Genomic DNA, 24,567 nt, shown 5'->3' with positions numbered 1-24,567 from the left:
CACTCCCAACCCGTCGCCTGGCCACCACACCTCATCGAGTCCCTCCGGGACCACCTCCTCGATGGCATCCGCCCGTGAGACCACCGAGGGCACCGTCTACACCGTCACCGGTGGCGACTGGGACGAGGTCGTCCAGTCCGCGGCCCGCGCGGACGACGAGCGCATCGTGGTCAACATGGGTCCGCAGCACCCCTCCACCCACGGTGTGCTCCGGCTCATCCTGGAGATCGAGGGCGAGACCGTCACCGAGGCCCGCTGCGGCATCGGCTATCTGCACACCGGCATCGAGAAGAACCTCGAGTACCGCACGTGGACGCAGGGCACCACGTTCGTGACGCGCATGGACTACCTGACGTCCTTCTTCAACGAGACCGCCTACTGCCTCGCCGTCGAGAAACTTCTCGGTATCGAGGACCAGATCACCGACCGGGCCGAGATCATCCGGGTGCTCCTGATGGAGCTGAACCGGATGTCCTCCCACCTGGTGTGCATCGCCACCGGCGGCATGGAGCTCGGCGCCACCACGATCATGATCTACGGATTCCGTGATCGTGAAATGATTCTCGACATCTACGAGCTCATCACGGGCCTCAGGATGAACCACGCGTACATCCGCCCCGGCGGCCTCGCGCAGGACCTGCCGCCCGGCGCGGTGGACCACATCCGCGAGTTCGTGAAGAAGATGAAGAGGAACCTCCCGGAGTACGACAAGCTCGCCACCGGGAACCCCATCTTCAAGGCCCGTATGCAGGACGTCGGCCACCTCGACCTGGCCGGCTGCATGGCCCTCGGCGCCACCGGCCCGATCCTGCGCGCCACCGGCCTGCCGCACGACCTGCGCAAGGCACAGCCGTACTGCGGCTACGAGACGTACGACTTCGACGTCCCGACCGCCGACTCCAGTGACTCCTACGGCCGCTTCCTGGTCCGCCTGGAGGAGATGCGCCAGTCGCTCAGGATCGTCGAGCAGTGCCTGGACCGGCTGCAGCCGGGACCGGTCATGGTCGCCGACAAGAAGATCGCCTGGCCCGCCCAGCTCGCCCTGGGCCCCGACGGTCTCGGCAACTCCCTCGACCACATCAAGAAGATCATGGGCACGTCCATGGAGGCCCTGATCCACCACTTCAAGCTGGTGACCGAAGGCTTCCGCGTACCGCCGGGACAGGCGTACGCGGCGGTCGAGTCGCCCAAGGGCGAACTCGGGGTGCACGCCGTGTCCGACGGTGGCACCCGCCCCTACCGGGTCCACTTCCGTGACCCGTCCTTCACCAATCTGCAGGCCATGGCGGCGATGTGTGAGGGCGGCCAGGTCGCCGACGTCATCGTCGCCGTCGCGTCCATCGACCCCGTGATGGGAGGCGTCGACCGGTGACCACCAGTTCTTCGGAGCAGGGCGTCAGCCTGGGCATGCCCGAACTGCCCGCGCCCGCCTACCCGGACGACGTCCGAGCCCGGCTGGAGACCGACGCGCGCGAGATCATCGCCCGCTACCCGGACTCCCGCTCGGCCCTGCTGCCGTTGCTGCACCTCGTGCAGTCGGAGGAGGGCCATGTCACGCGCACCGGGATGCGGTTCTGCGCGGACGTGCTGAACCTGACCACGGCCGAGGTCACCGCGGTCGCCACCTTCTACACCATGTACCGGCGCAGGCCGAGCGGCGACTACCAGGTCGGCGTCTGCACCAACACCCTGTGCGCGGTGATGGGCGGCGACGCGATCTTCGAGGAGCTCCAGGAGCACCTCGGCGTCGGCAACGGCGGGACCACTGAGGACGGCAAGGTCACGCTGGAGCACATCGAGTGCAACGCGGCCTGCGACTTCGCGCCGGTGGTGATGGTCAACTGGGAGTTCTTCGACAACCAGACCCCGGCGAGCGCCACGCGCCTCGTCGACGACCTGCGCGCGGGACGGCCGGTCGAGCCCACGCGCGGGGCCCCGATCTGCACCTTCAAGGAGACCGCCCGGATCCTCGCGGGCTTCCCCGACGAGCGGGACGGCGCCGTCGAGGCGAGTGGCAGCGCGGGACCCGCTTCCCTGGTGGGCCTCCGCCTGGCCAGGGGAGAGGCGACACCCACGCGCGTGGTCCATCCGCGCGACGGCGGCCCGCACGACCAGCCGAAGGACCGGGCGATGCACGAGCCGTCGCCCAGCGAACACCTGAGTTCGCACGACGCGCCGCAGGACACGTCGGCCTCCGACCCGGCCCACCCGGCAGGGCCGACCGCCGAGGAGGGGGAGTGATGACCTTGGCACCCGAGATCAAAGACACCAGCCCCGAGAAGCTGCTCGCACCCGTGCTGTCGGCCTTCTGGGACGAGGACAGGTCCTGGTCGCTGGACGTCTACCGAAGGCACGAGGGATACGAGGGACTCCGCAAGGCGCTCGCCATGTCGCCGGACGACCTCATCGCGTACGTCAAGGAATCCGGTCTGCGCGGTCGCGGTGGCGCGGGATTCCCCACGGGAATGAAATGGCAGTTCATTCCCCAAGGGGATGGAAAACCGCACTATCTAGTTGTCAACGCCGACGAGTCGGAGCCCGGGACGTGCAAGGACATCCCACTCCTCTTCGCGAACCCGCATAGCCTCATCGAGGGCATTGTGATCGCCTGTTATGCCATCCGGTCTTCGCATGCCTTCATCTATCTGCGCGGTGAAGTCGTCCCTGTGCTGCGGCGGTTGCACGAGGCCGTGCGTGAGGCCTACGCGGCGGGCTACCTCGGCGAGAACATCCTGGGCAGCGGACTCGACCTTCAACTCACCGTGCACGCGGGCGCGGGCGCGTACATCTGCGGTGAGGAGACCGCGCTGCTCGACTCGCTCGAAGGCCGCCGTGGTCAACCGCGGCTCCGTCCCCCTTTCCCCGCTGTCGCGGGCCTCTATGCGTGCCCGACTGTTGTGAATAACGTCGAGTCGATCGCGTCAGTTCCCGCGATTCTGCAAAAAGGCAAGGAATGGTTCAGGTCGATGGGCAGCGAGAAGTCCCCGGGCTTCACGCTCTACTCGCTCAGCGGTCACGTCACCAGTCCGGGCCAGTACGAGGCCCCGCTCGGCATCACCCTCCGTCAGCTCCTCGAGATGAGCGGCGGGATGCGCGCCGGGCATCGGCTCAAGTTCTGGACGCCGGGCGGCTCCTCGACACCGATGTTCACCGACGAGCATCTCGACGTCCCTCTTGACTACGAAGGAGTGGGCGCCGCGGGTTCCATGCTCGGCACGAAAGCTCTCCAGTGCTTCGACGAGACGACCTGCGTCGTGCGCGCCGTCACCCGCTGGACCGAGTTCTACGCCCACGAGTCCTGCGGCAAGTGCACTCCGTGCCGCGAAGGCACGTACTGGCTCGTGCAGTTGCTGCGCGACATCGAGGCCGGCAAGGGCGCCATGTCCGACCTCGACAAGCTGAACGACATCGCCGACAACATCAACGGCAAGTCTTTCTGCGCCCTCGGCGACGGCGCCGCCTCGCCGATCTTCTCCTCGCTCAAGTACTTCCGCGAGGAGTACGAGCAGCACATCACGGGCCGCGGCTGCCCCTTCGACCCGGCCAGGTCGACGGCCTGGGCCGACCGCACGGAGGTGAACGCATGACTGTGACCACCAGCGCTCCCTCGGGAGGGGGAGAGGCGGCGGTCCCGCCGGAGGATCTCGTCTCGCTGACGATCGACGGCGCCGAGATCAGCGTGCCCAAGGGCACCCTGGTCATCCGGGCCGCCGAGCAGCTCGGCATCGAGATCCCCCGCTTCTGCGACCACCCCCTGCTCGACCCGGCCGGCGCCTGCCGGCAGTGCATCGTCGATGTCGAGGGCCAGCGCAAGCCGATGGCGTCCTGCACCATCACCTGCACGGACGGGATGGTGGTGAAGACCCACCTGACCTCGCCGGCCGCCGAGAAGGCCCAGCACGGTGTGATGGAGCTGCTCCTCATCAACCACCCGCTGGACTGCCCGGTCTGCGACAAGGGCGGCGAGTGCCCGCTGCAGAACCAGGCGATGTCGCACGGCAACGCCGAGTCCCGCTTCGAGGGCCGGAAACGGACGTACGAGAAGCCCGTCCCGATCTCCACGCAGGTGCTGCTCGACCGCGAGCGGTGCGTGCTCTGCGCCCGCTGCACCCGCTTCTCCAACCAGGTCGCCGGCGACCCGATGATCGAGCTGATCGAACGGGGCGCGCTCCAGCAGGTCGGTACCGGAGAGGGCGACCCCTTCGAGTCGTACTTCTCCGGGAACACCATCCAGATCTGCCCGGTCGGCGCGCTCACCTCGGCGGCGTATCGCTTCCGCTCCCGCCCCTTCGACCTCATCTCCACGCCGTCCGTGTGCGAGCACTGCTCCGGCGGCTGCGCCACGCGCACCGACCACCGGCGCGGCAAGGTCATGCGGCGTCTGGCCGCGGACGACCCGGAGGTCAACGAGGAGTGGATCTGCGACAAGGGGCGGTTCGCGTTCCGGTACGCGCAGCAGCGGGACCGGCTCCAGACACCGCTCGTGCGCAACGCGGAGGGTGAGCTCGTCCCTGCCTCCTGGCCGGAGGCGCTGCAGATCGCCGCGCAGGGGCTGCTGGCCTCGCGCGGCAGGACCGGCGTCCTGACCGGCGGTCGCCTCACCGTCGAGGACGCCTACGCGTACAGCAAGTTCGCGCGCGTGGCCCTGGACACCAACGACATCGACTTCCGCGCGCGCGTGCACAGCAGCGAGGAGGCCGACTTCCTGGCCGCCCGGGTCGCCGGGCGCGGCCGTGACCTCGACGGTACGGGCGTCACGTACACCTCCCTGGAGAAGGCCCCCGCCGTCCTCCTGGTCGGGTTCGAGGCCGAGGAGGAGGCGCCCGGCGTCTTCCTGCGGCTGCGCAAGGCCTGGCGCAAGCACGGACAGAGGGTGTTCTCCCTCGGCACGCACGCCACCCGCGGCCTGGAGAAGGCCGGCGGCACTCTGCTGCCGGCCGCTCCCGGCACCGAGACCGAGTGGCTGGACGCGCTCGCGAGCGGCGTCGGCCTCGAGGAGGGCGGAGGCCAGGCGGCCGAGGCGCTGCGTACCGAGGGCGCGGTGATCGTCGTCGGTGAGCGGCTGGCCGCCGTCTCCGGCGGCCTCACCGCCGCCGTACGGGCCGCGTCCGCGACCGGCGCCCGGCTGGTGTGGATTCCGCGCCGGGCGGGGGAGCGCGGCGCCGTGGAGGCGGGCGCGCTGCCGTCGCTGCTGCCGGGCGGCCGTCCCGCCACCGACCCGCGCGCGCGGGAGGAGGTCGCCGGTGTCTGGGGTGTCGGCGAACTCCCGCACCGCTACGGGCGCGACACCGGCCAGATCGTCGAGGCCGCCGCCCGGGGCGAGCTCCAGGCCCTCGTGGTGGCGGGCGTCGAGATCGCCGACCTGCCCGACCCGGCACGCGCGCGTGAAGCCCTTCACGAGGTGGGCTTCCTGGTGTCGCTGGAGCTGCGGCCCAGTGAGGTCACCGAGCACGCGGCCGTCGTCCTGCCCGTCGCCGCCGTCGCCGAGAAGGCCGGCACCTTCCTCAACTGGGAAGGCCGGGTCCGCCTCTTCGAGGCCGCGCTCAAGCCCGACCAGATGATCCGCCGACTGGCGCCCGCGGACGCGCGCGTGCTGCAGATGCTGGCCGACGCCATGGACGTACACCTGGGTCTGCCGGACCTGCGCACCGCGCGCGCGGAGCTGGACCGGCTGGGTGCCTGGGACGGATCGCAGGCCACCGAACCGTCGGAGACCGCGGGTGTGCTGCCGCGGCCCGCCGCCGGGGAGGCCGTGCTCGCGGGGCATCGTCTGCTGCTCGACCAGGGCGTCCTCCAGGAGGGCGACGAGGCACTCGCCGGGACGCGGCACGCCGCGCACGCGCGCGTGTCGGCCGCCACGGCCGCCGAGGCGGGCGTCAAGGACGGCGATCTGCTCGCCGTGACCGGTTCCCGCGGCGTGGTCGAACTCCCCTTGCGGGTCACCGACATGCCGGACCGGGTGGTCTGGCTTCCGCTGAACTCGACCGGCGGGGGCGTCGCCTCCGACAGCGGGGCGCGGCCCGGCTCCCTAGTCCGTATCGGCCCGGCGAAGTTCGCCGACGAGGCCCCCAAGGAGGTGGAGGCATGAGCCCGTATCTCGCTGCTGAAGACCTCTCGATGTTCGGCACCGATCCATGGTGGCTGGTCGTCGTCAAGGCGGTGTTCTGCTTCGCCTTCCTGATGTTGACCGTGCTGTTCTCCATCGTGTGGGAGCGCAAGGTCGTCGCCTGGATGCAGCTGCGCATCGGCCCCAACCGGCACGGCCCCTGGGGCATGCTCCAGTCGCTGGCCGACGGCATGAAGCTGATGCTGAAGGAAGACGTCATCGTCAAACGCGCGGACAAGGTCGTCTACGTCCTCGCGCCGATCGTCGCGGCCATCCCGGCCTTCATGGCGATCGCGGTGATCCCGTTCGGCCCGGCCGACAACGAGGTGTCGATCTTCGGCCAGCGCACCGCGATGCAGCTGACCGACCTGCCGATCGCGATGCTGTACGTCCTCGCGATCGCCTCCGTCGGCATCTACGGCATCGTCCTCGCGGGATGGAGCTCCGGCTCCACGTATCCGCTGCTGGGCGGTCTGCGCTCCTGCGCGCAGATGATCTCGTACGAGATCGCCATGGGCGCCGCCTTCGCCTCGGTGTTCCTCTACTCGGGATCGATGTCGACGTCGACGATCGTCGAGCAGCAGCACGACCGCTGGTACATCGTCCTGCTGCCGGTCTCCTTCCTGATCTACATCGTGACGATGGTCGGCGAGACCAACCGCGCCCCCTTCGACATGCCGGAGTCCGAGGGCGACCTGGTCGGCGGGTTCAACACCGAGTACTCGTCGATCAAGTTCGCGATGTTCATGCTCGCCGAGTACGTGAACATGGTGACGGTCTCCGCCGTGTCGACCACGCTGTTCCTGGGCGGCTGGCGGGCCCCGTGGCCGATCAGCACCTTCTGGGAGGGCGCGAACCACGGCTGGTGGCCGATGCTCTGGTTCGTCGTCAAGGTCCAGCTGCTGCTGTTCTTCTTCATCTGGCTGCGCGGCACGCTCCCACGGGTCCGCTACGACCAGCTGATGAAGCTCGGCTGGAAGGTCCTCATCCCGGTCTCCGTGGTCTGGCTGATGCTCGTCGCCACCGTGCGGACCCTGCGGAACGAGAACTACGACTTCGCCGACATCGCCCTCTACGTGGGCGGCGGCGTCCTCGCCCTGCTGCTGCTCTCCTTCCTCGCCGACATGTTCCGCGAGAAGGCGAAGACGGCCGAGCGGCCCGATCAGGAGCCGGCCGGCTTCGACGCGATGGCGGGCGGATTCCCCGTACCGCCACTGCCGGGACAGGAGTTGCCACCGGTGCCGCGGCGCCACCCGCGCCGTGAGCGCGAGTTGATTGTCAGTGGCGGGCCGGATACTGCGAGTGACGAATCGATCGGCGGAACTCGTGAAGGAAAGGAGGCGTCCGATGGCTGAGGAGCCCAAGGAGACCAAACCCGGTTTCCAGAACCCCGTGGCCGGCTTCGGCGTGACCTTCAAGGCCATGTTCAAGAAGCGGCTGACCGAGCAGTACCCGGAGCAGCAGAAGACCACCGCCCCGCGTTTCCACGGAAGGCACCAGCTCAACCGCCATCCGGACGGCCTGGAGAAGTGCGTCGGCTGCGAGCTGTGCGCCTGGGCCTGCCCCGCCGACGCCATCTACGTCGAGGGCGCCGACAACACCGACGAGGAGCGCTACTCCCCCGGTGAGCGGTACGGCCGCGTCTACCAGATCAACTACGCCCGCTGCATCCTGTGCGGTCTGTGCATCGAGGCGTGCCCCACGCGCGCGCTCACGATGACCAACGAGTTCGAACTCGCCGACACCAGCCGCGCCAACCTCATCTACACCAAGGAGCAGCTGCTCGCCGGCCTCGACGAGGGGATGGTCGACAGCCCCCACTCGATCTTCCCGGGGACGGACGAACAGGACTACTACCAGGGCTTGGTGACGGAGGCCGCGCCGGGCACCGTACGGCAGGTCGCCCTGTCGAAGGGTGAGGTTCCGCAGGAGGCCGCCTCGACCTTCGGCGAGGACGAGCCGGCGTCGGAGAAGGTGGTCGGGCGATGACCGCGCAGCTCGCCGCACAATCCGCCACGCAGCTGGCCGCCTACAGCACCTCCACCGGTGAGGCCTTCCAGTTCTGGGTCCTCGGCACGGTCGCGGTGATCGGCGCCCTGTGCACCGTCTTCATGAAGAAGTCCGTGCACAGCGCGCTCTGTCTGGCCGGCACCATGATCGTTCTGGCGGTGTTCTACCTCGCCAACGGCGCCTACTTCCTGGGCATCGTGCAGATCGTCGTCTACACCGGCGCGATCATGATGCTGTTCCTGTTCGTGGTCATGCTCGTCGGTGTCACCGCGGCGGACTCGCTGAAGGAGACCATCAAGGGGCAGCGCTGGCTGGCCCTGCTGTGCGGTCTCGGCTTCGGCGTCCTGCTGTTCGCGGGCATCGGCAACGCCTCCCTGAAGGAGTTCAACGGACTCGGCCAGGCCAACGCGAACGGCAACGTGGAGGGCCTGGCGGCCCTCATCTTCACCAAGTACGTCTTCGCCTTCGAGATCACCGGCGCCCTGCTCATCACGGCCGCCGTGGGCGCCATGGTGCTCACCCACCGCGAGCGCACCGAGCGGGCCAAGACCCAGCGCGAACTGGCCGAGGAGCGAGTCCGCGAGGGCAAGCACCTGCCGCCGCTGCCGGCGCCCGGCGTGTACGCCCGGCACAACGGGGTGGACATCGCGGGCCTGCTGCCCGACGGCACACCGTCCGAGCTCACCGTCAACAAGACGCTGCGCGGGCGCGGTCAGATCCGTGACGTGTCGGCCGAGGCGCTGAACGACCTGCGCGCGCTGGAGCAGCGCGCGCAGGACCGCCTGGACCGGCCCGAGGACACGCGCGCGAACCGCAAGCGGGCCGAGGAGGCATCGAAGTGAACCCGGTCAACTACCTGTATCTCGCCGCGCTGTTGTTCACGATCGGCGCGACCGGCGTGCTGATCAGGCGCAACGCGATCGTCGTGTTCATGTGTATCGAGCTCATGCTCAACGCCTGCAACCTGGCGTTCGTCACCTTCTCCCGGATGCACGGCAACCTCGACGGCCAGGTCATCGCGTTCTTCACGATGGTCGTCGCCGCCGCGGAGGTCGTGGTCGGGCTCGCGATCATCGTGTCCCTGTTCCGTACCCGCCACTCGGCCTCGGTCGACGACGCCAGCCTGATGAAGCTCTGAGGGGTCGCTGAATCGTGGAGAACCTGATTGCGCTGCTGGTGGCGGCGCCACTGCTCGGAGCGGCCGTACTGCTGTGCGGCGGCCGGCGCCTCGACGCCGTCGGCCACTGGATCGGCACGGCACTCGCGGCCGTCTCCTTCGTGCTCGGTGTCGTCCTCTTCGTCGACCTGCTCGGCAGGAGCGCCGAGGACCGGACCCTGCTGCAGCACCTGTACACCTGGGTGCCGGTCGAGGGATTCCAGGCCGACGTCGCCTTCCGCGTCGACCAGCTGTCGATGACGTTCGTCCTGCTGATCACGGGCGTCGGCTCGCTGATCCATCTGTACTCGGTCGGGTACATGGCGCACGACGAACGCCGCCGCCGCTTCTTCGGCTACCTGAACCTGTTCCTCGCGGCGATGCTGCTCCTCGTCCTCGCCGACAACTACCTTCTGCTCTACGTCGGCTGGGAGGGCGTCGGTCTCGCCTCCTACCTGCTGATCGGCTTCTGGCAGCACAAGCCCAGCGCGGCCACCGCGGCGAAGAAGGCCTTCCTGGTCAACCGCGTCGGCGACGTGGGCCTGTCGATCGCGATCATGCTGATGTTCACCACCTTCGGCACCTTCGCCTTCGGCCCGCTGCTCGGCACCTACCAGGAGGGGGGGATCGCCGGGGACGCGAGCGAGGGCAAGCTCACCGCGATCGCCCTGATGCTCCTGCTCGCCGCCTGCGGCAAGTCCGCCCAGGTACCCCTGCAGTCCTGGCTCGGGGACGCGATGGAGGGCCCGACCCCGGTCTCGGCCCTCATCCACGCCGCGACGATGGTGACCGCGGGCGTCTACCTGATCGTCCGCTCCGCCGCCATCTTCAACGGCGCGCCCGACGCGCAGCTCGTCGTCACCGTCGTCGGTGCCGTCACGCTTTTGTTCGGTGCGATCGTCGGTTGCGCGAAGGACGACATCAAGAAGGCGCTGGCCGGCTCGACGATGTCGCAGATCGGCTACATGGTGCTCGCCGCGGGCCTCGGCCCGATCGGCTACGTCTTCGCGATCATGCACCTGGTGACGCACGGCTTCTTCAAGGCCGGACTGTTCCTCGGCGCCGGTTCGGTCATGCACGGCATGAACGACGAGGTCGACATGCGGAAGTACGGCGGCCTGCGCAAGTACATGCCGATCACCTTCGTCACCTTCGGCCTCGGCTACCTCGCCATCATCGGCTTCCCGGGCCTGTCCGGCTTCTTCTCCAAGGACAAGATCATCGAGGCGGCGTTCGCCAAGGGCGGCACCGAGGGCTGGATCCTCGGCGGCGCGGCCCTGCTGGGTGCGGCGATCACGGCGTTCTACATGACGCGCGTGATGCTGATGACGTTCTTCGGTGAGGAGCGCTGGAAGAACCGGGCGACGCGGTCCCCCGAGGAGCCGAGTGCGGAGCCCGCGGCCGCGCACCACGGCGATCACGCCGAACCGCACCCCCACGAATCGCCCCGGTCCATGACGATCCCGATGATCGTGCTGGCCTTCGGATCGGTCTTCGCGGGTGGCCTGTTCAGCATCGGCGACCGCTTCCTGCACTGGCTGGAGCCCGTCACCGGGCACAGCCACGGGGACTCGCCGGTCAGCGCGACGACGGTCACCCTGGCCACGATGGTCGTCCTGGTCGTCGGTGTCGCCATCGCCTACGCCCAGTACGGGCGCCGTCCGGTCCCGGTCCACGCCCCGCGCGGCTCGCTGCTGACCCGGGCGGCCCGGCGCGACCTGTACCAGGACGACTTCAACCACGTCGTGCTGGTCCGCGGCGGCGAGCACCTCACGCGCTCCCTGGTGTACGTCGACCACACCCTGGTCGACGGTGTCGTCAACGGCACGGCGGCCTCGGTCGGCGGGCTCTCCGGGCGACTGCGGCGGCTGCAGAACGGCTTCGCGCGGTCGTACGCGGTCTCGATGTTCGGCGGTGCGGCCCTTCTCGTCGCCGCGACCCTGCTGATGAGGGCGGTCTGATACCGATGTCCTTTCCTCTGCTGACAGCGACGGCGGCGCTTCCCGCGATCGGGGCGGTCGCCACGGCCGCCGTACCGGCCGCGCGACGCACCGCCGCCAAGTGGCTGGCGCTGCTCGTCTCGCTCGCCACCCTCGCCCTGGCCGTCGTCGTCCTGGTGCGCTTCGACCCGGGCGGCAGCCGCTACCAGCTCACCGAGTCACACTCCTGGATCGCGGACTTCGGAGTCAGGTACGAGCTGGGTGTGGACGGCATCGCGGTGGTGCTGATCGCGCTGACCGCCCTGCTGATCCCGTTCATCGTCCTCGCGGGCTGGCACGACGCCGACCCGCTGGAGACGGGCAACACGCGCTGGCGGCCCACCCAGGGCTTCTTCGCCCTGATCCTGGCCGTCGAGGCGATGGTGATCATCTCCTTCGAGGCCACCGACGTCTTCCTCTTCTACATCTTCTTCGAAGCCATGCTGATCCCGATGTACTTCCTCATCGGCGGCTTCGGGGACCGGGCCCACGAGCACGGCGAGGAGGCGGCCTCCACGCAACGGTCGTACGCCGCCGTGAAGTTCCTCCTCTACAACCTGGTCGGCGGTCTGATCATGCTGGCCGCGGTGATCGGCCTCTATGTGGTCGCCGGGAACTTCTCGCTCCAGGAGATCGCCGAGGCGCGCGCCAACGGCTCGCTCGACATGGCGACCAACACCGAACGCTGGCTTTTCCTGGGCTTCTTCTTCGCGTTCGCGGTGAAGGCGCCGCTGTGGCCGCTGCACACCTGGCTGCCCAACGCCATGCAGGAGGCCACCACCCCGGTCGCGGTGCTCATCACGGCGGTCGTGGACAAGGTGGGCACCTTCGCGATGCTCCGCTTCTGCCTCCAGCTGTTCCCGGAGGCGAGCAAGTGGGCGACGCCCGTCATCCTCGTACTGGCGCTGATCAGCATCATCTACGGGGCGCTGCTCGCCGTCGGCCAGCGGGACATCAAGCGGCTGGTGGCGTACGCGTCGATCTCGCACTTCGGGTTCATCGTGCTGGGCATCTTCGCGATGACCAGTCAGGGACAGTCGGGCGCGACCCTCTACATGGTCAACCACGGGATCTCGACGGCCGCGCTGATGCTGGTGGCCGGCTTCCTGATCTCCCGGCGCGGCTCGCGGCTCATCGCCGACTACGGCGGTGTGCAGAAGGTCGCTCCCATCCTGGCCGGCACCTTCCTGATCGGCGGTCTGGCGACCCTGTCGCTGCCCGGCCTCGCGCCGTTCGTGAGCGAGTTCCTGGTCCTGGTCGGCACGTTCGCGCGCTATCCGGTGATCGGCATCATCGCCACCTTCGGCATCGTGCTCGCCGCGCTGTACACCCTCGTCCTCTACCAGCGGACGATGACCGGCCCGGTGAAGGCGGAGGTCTCCGCGATGCCGGACCTCAGGGTGCGCGAGCTCGTGGTCGTCGCCCCGCTGATCGTGCTGTTGATCTTCCTGGGCGTCTACCCGAAGCCCCTCACGGACATCGTCAACCCAGCGGTGGAGAAGACCATGTCCGACGTACACAAAACGGACCCCCAGCCCGAGGTGGAGGCGGCCAAGTGAGCGCAGCAGCCGTCCACAGCCTGTGGACAACCGCGGCCGACCCGATCTCGAAGATCGACGCGCCGAAGATCGAGTACGCACAGTTGTCGCCCACCCTGATCGTCGTCGGAGCGGCGATCGTCGGGGTGCTGGTAGAGGCGTTCGTACCGCGTAAATCCCGCTACTACGTCCAGGTGTTCCTTTCCGCCGTGGCGCTCATCGCCGCCTTCGCCGCGGTCGTCGCGCTCGCGGCGGACGGGTACGGCACCAGCAAGGCCCGCATCGCGGCGATGGGCGCGATCGCGGTCGACGGCCCGGCTCTCTTCCTGCAGGGGACCATCCTGCTGGCGGGCCTGGTCGGTCTGTTCACCTTCGCCGAGCGGCGGCTGGACCCGGAGGCGCACGGCAACCGGGTCGACTCGTTCGCCGCGCAGGCCGCCTCCGTGCCGGGCAGTGACAGCGAGAAGGCCGCGGTGCGGGCCGGGTTCACCACCACCGAGGTGTTCCCGCTGCTGCTGTTCGCCGTCGCCGGCATGCTGGTCTTCCCGTCGGCCAACGACCTGCTGACGCTCTTCGTGGCCCTGGAGGTCTTCTCACTGCCGCTGTACCTGATGTGCGCGCTGGCCCGCCGCAAGCGGCTCCTGTCGCAGGAGGCCGCGGTCAAGTACTTCCTGCTCGGCGCGTTCGCCTCCGCCTTCACCCTGTTCGGCATCGCGCTGCTTTACGGCTACGCGGGCTCGGTGTCGTACGCGACGATCGCGCAGGTCGTCGACGGCACGATCACCACCGTCGACCCCGCCCTCGTGGGCACCATGGGCAACGACGCGCTGCTGCTGATCGGCTCCGCGCTGATCGTCATGGGGCTGCTGTTCAAGGTGGGCGCGGTGCCCTTCCACGCGTGGACGCCGGACGTCTACCAGGGCGCTCCGACCCCGCTGACCGGGTTCATGGCGGCGGCGACCAAGGTGGCGGCGTTCGGCGCGCTGCTCCGGCTCCTGTACGTCGTCCTGCCCGGCCTGCGCTGGGACTGGCGGCCGGTCATGTGGGGCGTCGCGATCATCACCATGCTGGGCGGTGCGATCGTGGCGATCACGCAGACCGACATCAAGCGACTGCTGGCGTACTCGTCCATCGCACACGCGGGATTCATCCTCGCGGGTGTCATCGCGACCACGCCGGACGGTGTGTCGTCCGTCCTGTTCTATCTGGCCGCGTACTCCTTCGTCACGATCGGCGCCTTCGCCGTCGTGACACTGGTGCGGGACGCGGGCGGTGAGGCGACGCACCTGTCCAAGTGGGCGGGGCTCGGCCGTCGTTCGCCCCTGGTGGCGGCCGTCTTCGCGGTGTTCCTGCTGGCCTTCGCGGGCATCCCGCTGACCTCCGGGTTCGCCGGGAAGTTCGCCGTGTTCAAGGCGGCGGCGGAGGGCGGCGCGGCCCCGCTGGTCGTGGTCGGTGTGATCTCGTCGGCGATCGCGGCGTTCTTCTACATCCGGGTGATCGTGCTGATGTTCTTCAGCGAGCCGCGGCCCGACGGCCCGACGGTCGCCGTGCCCTCGCCGCTGACGATGACCGCGATCGGGGTCGGCGTGGCGGTGACGCTGGTGCTCGGTGTGGCGCCGCAGTACTTCCTGGACCTGGCGAACCAGGCGGGCGTGTTCGTGCGCTGAGGTCGCACGACCGTCCAGGTCGGCCCGGTACCCGCAGGAGGGTGCCGGGCCGCTGCCGTCGGCGCGGTGCCCGCCCCGCGCGCTCGCCGTGACGCGACCGGAACCGGTGAGGGCCGAGGTCGGTGAGGGCCACCGGAAGGGTCACCGGCCGGAAACGGGTGGCCGCCGGGCACGCGGCCTACGTCGTCCACCTGCCGATGACCACCGGCCTTCATCGAACGAGCGAACGGCAGCCGTGTCCTTGAGGTGGTCCACGTCCGGCAGCCTGTGGATAACTCCGGCGTTGTCGGCGGCGGCCCCTATGGTGGACGCAGTGGTCGAGGGACGACGTACGGGGGACAGGACGATGCGCGGGACGGGCGGGATCAGCGAGATGCCAGAGGTGATCGAGAGCGAGGCGCTGGCCACGCTCCACCGTGTCTTCGGATACGAGGCCTTCCGCGGCGAGCAGCAAGAGGTCATCGAGCATGTGGTGGCGGGCGGCGACGCCGTCGTGCTCATGCCGACCGGCGGCGGCAAGTCGCTGTGCTACCAGATTCCGTCCCTGGTCAGACCCGGTACGGGCATTGTCGTCTCCCCGCTCATCGCGCTCATGCAGGACCAGGTCGACGCGCTGCGGGCGCTGGGCGTGAACGCCGGGTTCATGAACTCCACGCAGGACTTCGACGAGCGCAGGGTCGTCGAGGCCGAGTTCCTGGCCGGCGAACTGGACCTGCTGTATCTGGCCCCGGAGCGGTTGCGACTGGAGACGACGCTCGACCTCCTCTCCCGGGGCAAGGTCGCGCTCTTCGCGATCGACGAGGCGCACTGCGTGTCCCAGTGGGGCCACGACTTCCGCCCCGACTACCTGGCCCTGTCCGTGCTCGGCCGGCGCTGGCCGGACGTCCCCCGTATCGCCCTCACGGCGACGGCCACGCACGCGACGCACCAGGAGATCACCCAGCGGCTGAACATGCCGAACGCCCGGCACTTCGAGGCGAGCTTCGACCGGCCGAACATCCAGTACCGGATCGTGCCGAAGGCGGACCCGAAGAAGCAGCTGCTCGGCTTCCTGCAGGGGGAGCACGCGGGCGACGCGGGCATCGTGTACTGCCTCTCCCGCAACTCGGTCGAGAAGACCGCGGAGTTCCTGTCCCGCAACGGCGTCGAGGCGGTGCCGTACCACGCGGGTCTGGACGCGGGCACCCGTGCCGCGCACCAGTCGCGCTTCCTGCGGGAGGACGGCCTGGTCGTGGTCGCGACCATCGCCTTCGGCATGGGCATCGACAAGCCGGACGTCCGCTTCGTCGCCCACCTCGACCTGCCCAAGTCGGTCGAGGGCTACTACCAGGAGACTGGGCGCGCGGGCCGCGACGGACTGCCGTCGACGGCATGGATGGCGTACGGCCTCAACGACGTCATACAACAGCGCAAGATGATCCAGTCGAGCGAGGGCGACGAGGCGTTCCGGCGCCGGGCCGCCGCGCACCTGGACTCGATGCTGGCGCTGTGCGAGACGGTCCAGTGCCGCCGCGGGCAGCTCCTCGTCTACTTCGGCCAGGACCCCGACACGGCGGGCTGTGGGAACTGTGACACCTGCCTCGCCCCGCCGGAGACCTGGGACGGCACGGTCGCGGCCCAGAAGGTGCTGTCCACGGTGGTGCGGCTGCAGCGGGAGCGCGGGCAGAAGTTCGGGGCCGTGCAGATCGTCGACATCCTGCTCGGCCGGCGCACGGCCAAGGTGATCCAGTTCGACCACGACCAGCTGTCCGTGTTCGGCATCGGTGAGGAGTTCACCGAGGGCGAATGGCGCGGAGTGGTGCGGCAGATGCTGGCGCAGGGCCTGCTCGCGGTCGAGGGGGAGTACGGCACCCTGGTGCTGACCGAGGCCAGCGGCACGGTGCTGCGGCGGGAGCGGGAGGTGCCGCTGCGCAAGGAGCCGAAGAAGCCGGTCGGCTCGCGGTCGGCTTCGGGGTCGGCGGGCTCCGGCCGGGGCGAGCGCAAGGCCAAGGCCGCCGCGGTCGAGCTGCCCGAGGGACTGCTGCCCGCCTTCGAGGCGCTGCGTGCCTGGCGCGCCGAGCAGGCCCGTGAGCAGGGCGTCCCGGCCTACGTGATCTTCCACGACGCCACGCTGCGCGAGATCGTGACCCTCTGGCCCACGTCGGTCTCGCAGCTCGGCGGGATCAGCGGAGTGGGCGAGAAGAAACTGGTGACCTACGGGGAGGGCGTGATCGCGGCGCTCGCCGAACTGGGCGGCCCGCCGGACGTGGCGCCGGGCCCGGCGGAGGCGGCCGAGGCGACGGATCCACGACTGTCGGCGGCCCCGGGCCCGGCCTCGGCCCCGGTCTCGGCCCCGGTCTCGGCCCCGGCGGACCGGGCTCCTGCGGCGGCCCCGGGTTCGGGCCCGGCACGCGCCGCGGGGCCTCGCCCGGCGGACCCTGCGGACTCCAGTGCGCACGACTGGCCCGAGATGGACGCCGGCCACGAGCCGGAGCCGGACGACTGGATATAGCGGTGGGCGGGGCGGGGCGCGCCGGCGTCTTGGCCGTGCCCGGCGCACCTGCCTGAACACGCACACGCACGCCCCGGGCGCCGTCGTCCGTGCCGTCACAGGGCGCGTGTGGCGTACGCCCTGACGTCGGCGTCGGAGTCCGTGGTCGCCGTGGCGAGGGCCACGCGGGCGTCTTCGGCGCCGGAATGCCGGGTCAGGGACAGCACGGCCGCCTTGCGGACATCGGCGTTCGCGTCCGCGAGGGCCTTGGCCAGGGCCGGTACGGCCAGGTCGGGGGCAGCCGCCGACAGGGCGGTGGCCGCGCCGGCCCGCACCTGCCACGCCGGGTCGGACAGAGCGGCGACGGCCCGTGCGGCGAACGGCTCCGGGCAGCCGGCCGTGCCGAGCGCCCCGTAGGCGGCCGCGCGCACCAGGGCGTCGGCGTCGTCGATGAGCTCGGAGAGGGCCGAGCGCACGGGGTCGGGCGAGGCGCTGGGCTGGTCGCCGAGCGGGCTTGAAGGTGCCGTTGCCTGTTGGTCGCCGAGCAGGCTTGAAGGCGCTGTGGCCTGCCGGTCTTGGAGCTTGCTTGAAGGTGCCGGGGTCTCGCGGTGTTCGAGCGGGCTTGAAGGTGCTGTGGTCTGCCGGTCTTGGAGCTTGCTTGAAGGTGCCGTGGTCTGCCGGTCGCCGAGCGGGCTCGAAGGCGCTGTGGCCTGCCGGTCTTGGAGCTTGCTTGAAGGTGCCGGGGTCTCGCGGTGTTCGAGCGGGCTTGAAGGTGCCGTGGTCTGTTGGTCGCCGAGCGGGCTTGAAGGCGCTGTGACCTGTCGGTCTTCGAGCGGGCTTGAGGGCTTTGCGACCTGCCGGTCGCCGGGCCGGCTTGAAGGGCCCGTGGCTTGCTGGTGGCCGAGGCGGCCCGCGGACACCGTGGCCAGGGCCTTGGCGATGGTGACGCGGACCTCGCGCGACGGGTCGGCGGCCCCCGCTCGGGCGAGCTCCTCGGCGGCGTCGACCGATACCAGCGCGCGGACGGCTTCGATGCGGACGGCGGTGTCCGGGTCCGCCAGCGAGGCCGCGAACAGCGCGGTGTCGCCGAGGCGCAGGGCGCGCAGTACGTCGAGCGCGGCGGCGCGGACGACGGGGTCGGACTCGGTCAGCGCGGCGCCGAGGCCGTCCCGCAGCGCGGGTTCGGGCGGCAGCGTCTCGACGAGCTCGCGCAGGGATGCCGCGGCGGCGGCGCGCACCTCGGCGGCGGGGTCGCGGAGTGCCTCGGCGAGCGCCGGGCCCGTCCCCGGCGGCAGCGCCTCGGTCAGGACGGCGACGGCCTCACGCCGGACGGCCGGCACAGGGTCGGTCAGGTACGGCCGCAGGGCGTCGAGTTCGGGCTGCTCCTCGGCGAGGGCGACGAGTTCGAGGAGGCGGCCCGAGGACTGTCCGGGGGCGGGCTGGAAGGCCGGGCCGTCCGGGACGGCACCCGGGCGATCCGACCCGGTCCCCTCGGCACCGGTCTCCTCGGCACCGGCCGCCATCGGCGCCAGGTCCCGTGACCCGGCGGTCGCCACGTCCTCGGCGAGGACCTCGCCCAGATGCCGGGAAGGACCGCCGGTCGGGGTGAACTCCTCGACCGGCACCAGATAGGGAGCCACGGGACGAGCCGTGAACTCCATCGCACCAGAGGGGGACTTGTGCAGATCGAGGTGGTGGAACCAGGACGCGTCGTCGCGTTGCGGGTGGTCGATGCGGTCGTGGTAGAGGCCCCAGCGGGATTCCGTACGGGCCAGGGAGGCGCGGGCGGCCATCTCCGCGCAGTCGCGGATGAAGGTGACCTCGGCGCAGCGCATCAGCTCGTGCGCGGTGCGGGCGCCCATCTCGGCGATGTCGTCGCGCATGCGCTCGAACGCCTCCAGGGCGAGCGACAGCCGGGCGCCGGACTTCGGCGGGGCCACGTAGTCGTTCACGAAGCGGCGCAGTTTGTACTCGACCTGGGGCTGCGGCGGGCCCTCCGGGTGGCGCAGCGGGCGGTAGACGAGCTCGTGCGCCTCACGGAGCTGGTCCACGGGAAGCTCCCCTTCGTACGCCGGGTACCGGGCGGCGTCCGCGCCCGCCAGGTCGCCGAAGACGAACGCGCCGATCATGTAGTTGTGCGGAACGCAGGCGAGGTCGCCGGCCGCGTAGAGCCGGGGGACGGTGGTGCGGGCGTGGTCGTCGACGCGGACGCCCGAGGCCGAGTGGCCGCCGCACAGGCCGATCTCCGAGATGTGCATCTCGATGTCGTGGGTGCGGTAGTCGTGGCCGCGGCCCGAGTGGAAGGTGCCGCGGGTCGGGCGTTCCGTCGAGTGCAGGATCGACTCCAGGGCCGACACCGACTCCTCCGGAAGGTGGCTCAGTTTCAGGTACACCGGGCCCCGGTCGGAGGCGACCTCCGCGGCGAACTCGGCCATCATCTGGCCGGACCAGTAGTCGGAGTCGACGAAGCGCTCGCCGTGCCGGTTGACCTGGTAGCCGCCGAAGGGATTGGCGACGTAGGCGCAGGCCGGGCCGTTGTAGTCCTTGATCAGCGGGTTGATCTGGAAGCACTCGATGCCGGTCAGCTCGGCGCCCGCGTGGTAGGCCATGGCGTAGCCGTCGCCCGCGTTGGTCGGATTCTCGTACGTGCCGTACAGGTAGCCGGACGCGGGCAGTCCGAGTCGGCCGCAGGCGCCGGTCGCCAGGATCACCGCACCCGCGCGGACGGAGACGAACCGCCCGGTGCGGGTGTTGAAGCCGGCCGCCCCCACGGCCCGCCGGTCGGCGCCCTCGCCCGCCGTCAGCACACGCACCGGCATCACCCGGTTCTCGATCCGGATCCGTTCCCGCATCTCGCGCCGCCGCAGCTGCCGGTACAGGACCTTCTTGACGTCCTTGCCCTCCGGCATCGGCAGCACGTACGAACCGGAGCGGTGCACCTGGCGGACGGCGTACTCGCCGTGCTCGTCCTTCTCGAACTTCACGCCGTACGACTCGAGGCGCTGGACCATGGCGAAGCCGCGGGTGGCGGTCTGGCGGACGGTGGACTGGTCGACGATGCCGTCGTTGGCGCGGGTGATCTCGGCGACGTAGTCGTCGGGCTCGGCCCGGCCCGGGACGACGGCGTTGTTGACGCCGTCCATGCCCATGGCGAGTGCGCCGGAGTGCCGGACGTGGGCCTTCTCCAGCAGCAGCACGTTCGCGCCCTGTTCGGCGGCGGTCAGGGCCGCCATGGTGCCGGCGGTGCCGCCGCCGATCACGAGGACGTCGCAGGAGAGTTCCTCGGCGTCGGCGAGGGCGGGGATCTCCACCAAGGTGTCCACCAGGCTGCCTTTCGGATGTTCGGGGACCGGATGTTCGGGGAGCGGATGTTCCGGGACCGGATGTCCGCGGATCAGCTGCTCAGAGAGGTCAGGACGTCGTGGCGCAGCAACACGCGGGCCGGGTCGTCGCGGGCCGCGCGCTCACGCGGGCGAGGCACGTCGCGTACGGCGGTGAGCCGGCCGGAGCCGAGAAGGGCGACACGGTCGCCGAGGAACAGGGCCTCGTCCACGTCGTGGGTGACGAAGACGACGGTCGCTCCCGTGCCGTGCAGCACCTCGACCAGCAGGTCCTGCATGCCGGCCCGGGTCTGGGCGTCGAGGGCGCCGAAGGGTTCGTCCATGAGGACGGTGCGGGGGTGGCCGGCCAGGGCGCGGGCGAGCTGCGCGCGCTGGCGCTGGCCGCCGGAGACCCGGTGCGGCAACTGCCCAGCCCGGTCGGCGAGTCCGACCCGGTGGAGCCAGGTCTCGGCCTGGGCGCGGCGTTCGGCGCGCGGCAACCCCTGGATCGCGAGCGGCAGTTCGACGTTGGCGCGCAGGGTGCGCCAGGGCAGGAGGGCGTCCTCCTGGAAGACCAGGGCGCGGTCGGCGGCGGGGCCCGTCAGGGGGCTCCCGTCCTGGGTGACCGTGCCGGCGAGCGGGGGGAGCAGCCCGGCGAGGGTGCGCAGCAGCGTCGACTTGCCGCAGCCCGAGGGGCCGACGACGGTGAGGATCTCGCCGGGCCCCACCTCGAGGTCCACCCCGTCGAGCGCGGTCGCGCCCGGCCGGCCGAGAGCGGCTCCCCGCAGGGCGAGCCCGGCACCGGGCCGGGTCCTCTCCGCGGGGCGGACGTCAGACGAGCTGGTCATGGGGCACCTCTCCCTTCGTCCTGGTGCTCCCCGTCACGGGCACGGGCACGGGGGCGGTGGCGCGGGCACGGGGGGCGCGGAGTCCGGGGACGTACGAGGTGCGCGGCAGCCAGCGGGTGAGGCGGCGGCCGAGCAGCTCCACGGCGGTGGAGGTGATCCAGCCGAGCACGCCGATCGTGACCATGCCGACGAACACGGCCGGATAGTCGACCACTGTGTAGTCCTGCCAGGTGCGGTAGCCGACGCCGTACTGACCGGAGATCATCTCGGCGGAGATCACACAGATCCACGAGACGCCGATGCCGACCGAGAGGCCGCCGAAGATGCCGGGCAGCGCGCCCGGCAGGACGACCGAGCCGAGGATCCGCCACCGGCCGCCGCCCATGGTCCGCACCGCCTCCTCCCACACGGGGGTCAGCGCGCGGACCGCGTGCCGGGTGGAGACCAGGACCGGGAAGAAGGCGGCGGTGCAGGTGATGAAGACGATGCCCTGTTCGTTGGAGGGGAAGAGGAGGATGGCGACGGGGACGAGGGCGATCGCCGGGATCGGGCGGATCACCTCGAGAAGCGGACCGAGCAGGTCCTCGGCCAGGCGGGAGCGGGCCACCAGCACACCGGTGGCCACGCCCAGGACGGCGGCGAGGAGGAAGCCGGTGACGATGCGGGTGAGGCTGTCGGTGAGGTCCGTCCAGTAGTCGGGGCCGGACAGCCGTTCGGCGAAGGTGCGGGCCACGTCGGCGACGGTCGGGAACTGCGAGAAGCGCAGCCACAGGTCGACGTCCCTGCTGGTCAGCAGTTGCCAGAGGCCGAGGGCGGCGGCCAGCGAGCCCACCCGCAGCGCATACCGGCTCATGACGCCCGCTCCAGCGCGTCGGCGTACGTGACGACGCGGGCGCCACCGTGCCCGGCGGCGTAGGCCCGCGCGGTCGCCGGTGCGACGAAGGGGAGGAGCTGGTCGCCGTCGGCCACCCAGACCGCCCTGTCGGCGAACCACAGGGTGCCGGTGGTGGCGTCGGGGACGTACGCGGCGCGGATGCCGTCCGGGTGCTCGGCGACGTAACGCAGCAGCTGCGCGGGGGACTTGAAGGCACGGGTCTCGGTGGCGCCCTTGGGCCACACCTCGCTCGCGGCCGGTGCGGGCGCGGCGGCGAGGCGCTTGGCGTAGTCCGTGCCGAGGGCCTTCCTGACGTACTGGTCGTCGACGAAGGAGTCCACGTCCACGTCACCGGTCAGCTTGGCCGACTTCAGGACCGACACGTCCTGCTTCAGGGCGGAGACGAGCTGGGGCTTGATCGCCGGGTCGAAGGTGGCGATGCCGTGGGCGCCGTTGTAGAGGTAGACGACCTCGGCGGGCAGGCCGGTGGCGCCGGCGACCTTCTCGGCGGCGGCCACGGGGTGTTCGCCGAGGTAGTCGGTGGCTTCCGCCTGGGCCCTGAGAAAGGCCTCGAGCACGGCCGGGCGCTTCTCGGCGAAGTCCTCGCGGGCGGTGACGCCGTGGAAGGTGGGCAGGTTCAGCTGGGCACCGTCGTACAGCGCCTTCGCCTTGCCCTGGTAGGCGAGCAGGCCGGGCCAGGCCACGAACTGCGAGAGCGCGTCCGTGCTGCCCGCGGCGAGGGCGGAGGCGCCCACCGCGGGCTGCTGGTTGAGCTTCTCGACGCCCTTGTCGGGGTCGATGCCGGCGCGTTGCAGGGCCCGCACGAGAGTGCCGTCGGCGGCCGAGCCGACGCTCGTCGACACCTTCTTGCCGCGCAGGTCGGTGAGGGAGGCGAGCTTGGAGCCCGGGGCGGTGACGATGGTGTTGAGGCCGCCGCGGAGGTTGTAGCCGGTGACCGAGACCAGGTGGGTCGGCTTGCCGAGCTGCTTGCCGCGGGCCGCGTTGATGAGGAGCGGGAAGTCGCCCATCGAGCCGATGTCGATCTTCCCCGCGGTCATCTGGGCGGTGATGGGGGCGCCGGTGGCGTAGTCCTGCCAGTTCACCTTGTAGGTGATGCCGTCGCCGAGCGCGTCGAGTTCCTTCTCGAAGGAGCCGAGGGAGCGAAGGAGGGTTCCGGCGGTGACCGTGTTGATGGTCTTGGACTGGTAGCCCACGGTCACGGTGACCGTGGAGCCGTCGCCGGCCTCGGCGCTGCCGCCGCAGGCGGTGAGCGGGAGGAGGAGGGCGAGCGCGGCCGTGGTGGCGGTGACTGCTGGATGTTTCACGGGAGTTCGGGACCTCTCACCGGAGCAGATAGGGCATGTTGACCGTGACGGCTCCGGTGGGACAGCGGGCCGCGCACGGGCCGCAGTACCAACACTCGTCGACGTGCATGTAGGCCTTGCCGTTGCTCTCGTCGATGGCGAGGGAGTCCAGCGGGCACATGTCCACGCAGAGCGTGCAGCCGTCGATGCACTTCGACTCGTCGATGGTCACGGGCACATCGGCCCGCTGGGGCGCCAAGGGCATGGCTGTCTCCAGGGAGGTCCTACTCGCGGAAAGGTGGGCGTGGCGAAGGGGCGCGTGGGGAGGACGACCTCGGCTTCGAGGTGTCGTCGGGGAAGCGAAGAAGGGGCGGTTCAGACGGAGCGGTGCAGCAGGCCGCTCATCGTGATGCGGTCGCCGCGGAAGCGGATGAACTCGAGGTCGACGGGACGGCCGTCGGCGAAGTGCGTGAGCCGTTCCAGCATCAGGACGGCGGCGCCGCGTGGCGCTTCCAGTACGGCGGCGGAGTGGGCGTCCGCGTTCACCGCCTCCAGGGTGATCTCGGCGTGGCCGAGGCGCTGGCCGGTGACGGCTTCCAGCAGGCGGAAGACGTCGGTGTTCTCCAGATCGGCGCCGAGCAGGGCGGTGCCGAGGTCGAGGGGGATGTAGGTGAGGTCGAGGGAGAGGGGAAGGCCACCCAGGCGGCGCAGGCGTTCGATGTAGAGGACGTCGGTGCCGGGTGGGACGTGGAGGCGTTCGGCGACGGGGGCGGGTGCGGGGGCGGGGCCCATGGTGCGGACCTCGTTGGTGACCCGGCCGTGCTCGTGCAGGGTTTCCGCGAGGCCCATCAGACAGTCGAGGCCGTGCGGGTACTTCCGGGCGACGACCACGGTGCCCACGCCGGGTAGGCGTTCCACGAGGCCTTCGGCGCGCAGGAGGTCCAGGGCCTGGCGGACCGTGTTGCGGGTCGCGCCGTAGTCGGTGGCCAGGGTGGACTCGTGGGGGAGGGTGCCGTCCGGGAAGCCGTCGCCGAGGAGCTGGTGGCGCAGCAGGTCGGCGAGTTGCCGGGCCTGGTCGGCGCGCAGCCGGCGCCGCGCGCGGTGGGCCGCGACGGTGGTCGCGCCCTGTCCGGCGTGGTCTCGGATGCGGTCGTTTGCCATGCGTCGGACGATAGCGGCGGCCGGGCGGGAGTGGTGTTGCGGAAGTGTTGCGCCACCCGCCGACCCGCCGCTCGCCTCTCTGAGCTGGGGCTTTCGCCGACGGTCGAGAAGATCTGCCACCGGGGACCGCCTTG

At 70.5% G+C, this 24,567-nt stretch carries 18 protein-coding genes; 12 read left to right on the top strand and 6 right to left on the bottom strand.

Annotation, left to right across the window (positions count from 1 at the left end; translation table 11 throughout):
* Positions 1–61: 61 nt before the first annotated feature.
* The 12 genes from OG985_RS20460 (at position 62) to recQ (ending at position 16,947) form a co-directional block, all read left to right on the top strand.
* On the top strand, positions 62–1,372 hold the full coding sequence (locus tag OG985_RS20460) for an NADH-quinone oxidoreductase subunit D (RefSeq protein ID WP_371669778.1): 1,311 nt from the start codon (positions 62–64) through the stop codon (positions 1,370–1,372).
* Positions 1,369–2,241: an NADH-quinone oxidoreductase subunit NuoE gene (nuoE, locus tag OG985_RS20455; protein ID WP_371669777.1), complete on the top strand. Its 873-nt coding sequence runs from the start codon at positions 1,369–1,371 to the stop codon at positions 2,239–2,241. Before OG985_RS20460 ends, nuoE begins: the two co-directional genes overlap by 4 nt.
* The gene (nuoF, locus tag OG985_RS20450) at positions 2,238–3,587 is read left to right on the top strand and encodes an NADH-quinone oxidoreductase subunit NuoF (protein WP_371669776.1); all 1,350 of its coding nucleotides are present in this window, start codon (positions 2,238–2,240) and stop codon (positions 3,585–3,587) included. The genes nuoE and nuoF overlap by 4 nt, the downstream gene beginning before the upstream one ends.
* Positions 3,584–6,088, top strand: coding sequence for an NADH-quinone oxidoreductase subunit G (locus OG985_RS20445; protein WP_371669775.1), 2,505 nt, complete (start codon positions 3,584–3,586; stop codon positions 6,086–6,088). Before nuoF ends, OG985_RS20445 begins: the two co-directional genes overlap by 4 nt.
* Positions 6,085–7,461: an NADH-quinone oxidoreductase subunit NuoH gene (gene nuoH, locus OG985_RS20440; RefSeq protein ID WP_371669774.1), complete on the top strand. Its 1,377-nt coding sequence runs from the start codon at positions 6,085–6,087 to the stop codon at positions 7,459–7,461. Before OG985_RS20445 ends, nuoH begins: the two co-directional genes overlap by 4 nt.
* Positions 7,454–8,095 (top strand): NADH-quinone oxidoreductase subunit NuoI, encoded by a 642-nt coding sequence (gene nuoI, locus OG985_RS20435; RefSeq protein ID WP_371669773.1) that lies wholly within the window; start codon positions 7,454–7,456, stop codon positions 8,093–8,095. The genes nuoH and nuoI overlap by 8 nt, the downstream gene beginning before the upstream one ends.
* Positions 8,092–8,958: an NADH-quinone oxidoreductase subunit J gene (locus OG985_RS20430; protein ID WP_371669772.1), complete on the top strand. Its 867-nt coding sequence runs from the start codon at positions 8,092–8,094 to the stop codon at positions 8,956–8,958. The genes nuoI and OG985_RS20430 overlap by 4 nt, the downstream gene beginning before the upstream one ends.
* Positions 8,955–9,254 (top strand): NADH-quinone oxidoreductase subunit NuoK, encoded by a 300-nt coding sequence (gene nuoK / locus OG985_RS20425; protein ID WP_356033474.1) that lies wholly within the window; start codon positions 8,955–8,957, stop codon positions 9,252–9,254. Before OG985_RS20430 ends, nuoK begins: the two co-directional genes overlap by 4 nt.
* Positions 9,255–9,268: 14 nt before the next feature.
* Positions 9,269–11,233 (top strand): NADH-quinone oxidoreductase subunit L, encoded by a 1,965-nt coding sequence (gene nuoL / locus OG985_RS20420; protein ID WP_371669771.1) that lies wholly within the window; start codon positions 9,269–9,271, stop codon positions 11,231–11,233.
* A 5-nt stretch (positions 11,234–11,238) separates the two neighbouring features.
* Positions 11,239–12,810, top strand: a complete 1,572-nt coding sequence (locus OG985_RS20415) for an NADH-quinone oxidoreductase subunit M (RefSeq protein WP_371669770.1) — start codon at positions 11,239–11,241, stop codon at positions 12,808–12,810.
* Entirely contained in the window at positions 12,807–14,456 is a 1,650-nt protein-coding gene (gene nuoN, locus OG985_RS20410; RefSeq protein ID WP_371669769.1) for an NADH-quinone oxidoreductase subunit NuoN, read from the top strand. The genes OG985_RS20415 and nuoN overlap by 4 nt, the downstream gene beginning before the upstream one ends.
* A gap of 346 nt (positions 14,457–14,802) precedes the next feature.
* Positions 14,803–16,947: a DNA helicase RecQ gene (gene recQ / locus OG985_RS20405; protein WP_371674445.1), complete on the top strand. Its 2,145-nt coding sequence runs from the start codon at positions 14,803–14,805 to the stop codon at positions 16,945–16,947.
* Positions 16,948–17,042: 95 nt separating this feature from the next.
* Here the strand turns inward: recQ and OG985_RS20400 are convergent, their stop codons facing one another.
* The 6 genes from OG985_RS20400 to OG985_RS20375 all read right to left on the bottom strand — a co-directional run bounded on the left by OG985_RS20400 (position 17,043) and on the right by OG985_RS20375 (position 24,433).
* Positions 17,043–20,237, bottom strand: coding sequence for a fumarate reductase/succinate dehydrogenase flavoprotein subunit (locus OG985_RS20400; RefSeq protein ID WP_371674444.1), 3,195 nt, complete (start codon positions 20,235–20,237; stop codon positions 17,043–17,045).
* Positions 20,238–20,320: 83 nt separating this feature from the next.
* The gene (locus OG985_RS20395; RefSeq protein ID WP_371669768.1) at positions 20,321–21,094 is read right to left on the bottom strand and encodes an ABC transporter ATP-binding protein; all 774 of its coding nucleotides are present in this window, start codon (positions 21,092–21,094) and stop codon (positions 20,321–20,323) included.
* Positions 21,078–21,947, bottom strand: coding sequence for an ABC transporter permease (locus OG985_RS20390; protein WP_371669767.1), 870 nt, complete (start codon positions 21,945–21,947; stop codon positions 21,078–21,080). Before OG985_RS20390 ends, OG985_RS20395 begins: the two co-directional genes overlap by 17 nt.
* Positions 21,944–23,293: an ABC transporter substrate-binding protein gene (locus OG985_RS20385; protein WP_371669766.1), complete on the bottom strand. Its 1,350-nt coding sequence runs from the start codon at positions 23,291–23,293 to the stop codon at positions 21,944–21,946. The genes OG985_RS20390 and OG985_RS20385 overlap by 4 nt, the downstream gene beginning before the upstream one ends.
* Positions 23,294–23,309: 16 nt before the next feature.
* Entirely contained in the window at positions 23,310–23,537 is a 228-nt protein-coding gene (locus OG985_RS20380; protein ID WP_010986276.1) for a ferredoxin family protein, read from the bottom strand.
* A 110-nt stretch (positions 23,538–23,647) separates the two neighbouring features.
* Positions 23,648–24,433, bottom strand: a complete 786-nt coding sequence (locus OG985_RS20375; protein ID WP_371669765.1) for a GntR family transcriptional regulator — start codon at positions 24,431–24,433, stop codon at positions 23,648–23,650.
* Positions 24,434–24,567 lie beyond the last annotated feature (134 nt).

It is taken from the genome of Streptomyces sp. NBC_00289 (assembly GCF_041435115.1).
Classification (GTDB): Bacteria; Actinomycetota; Actinomycetes; order Streptomycetales; family Streptomycetaceae; genus Streptomyces.
This window is presented reverse-complemented; position numbering and strand designations above follow the sequence as displayed.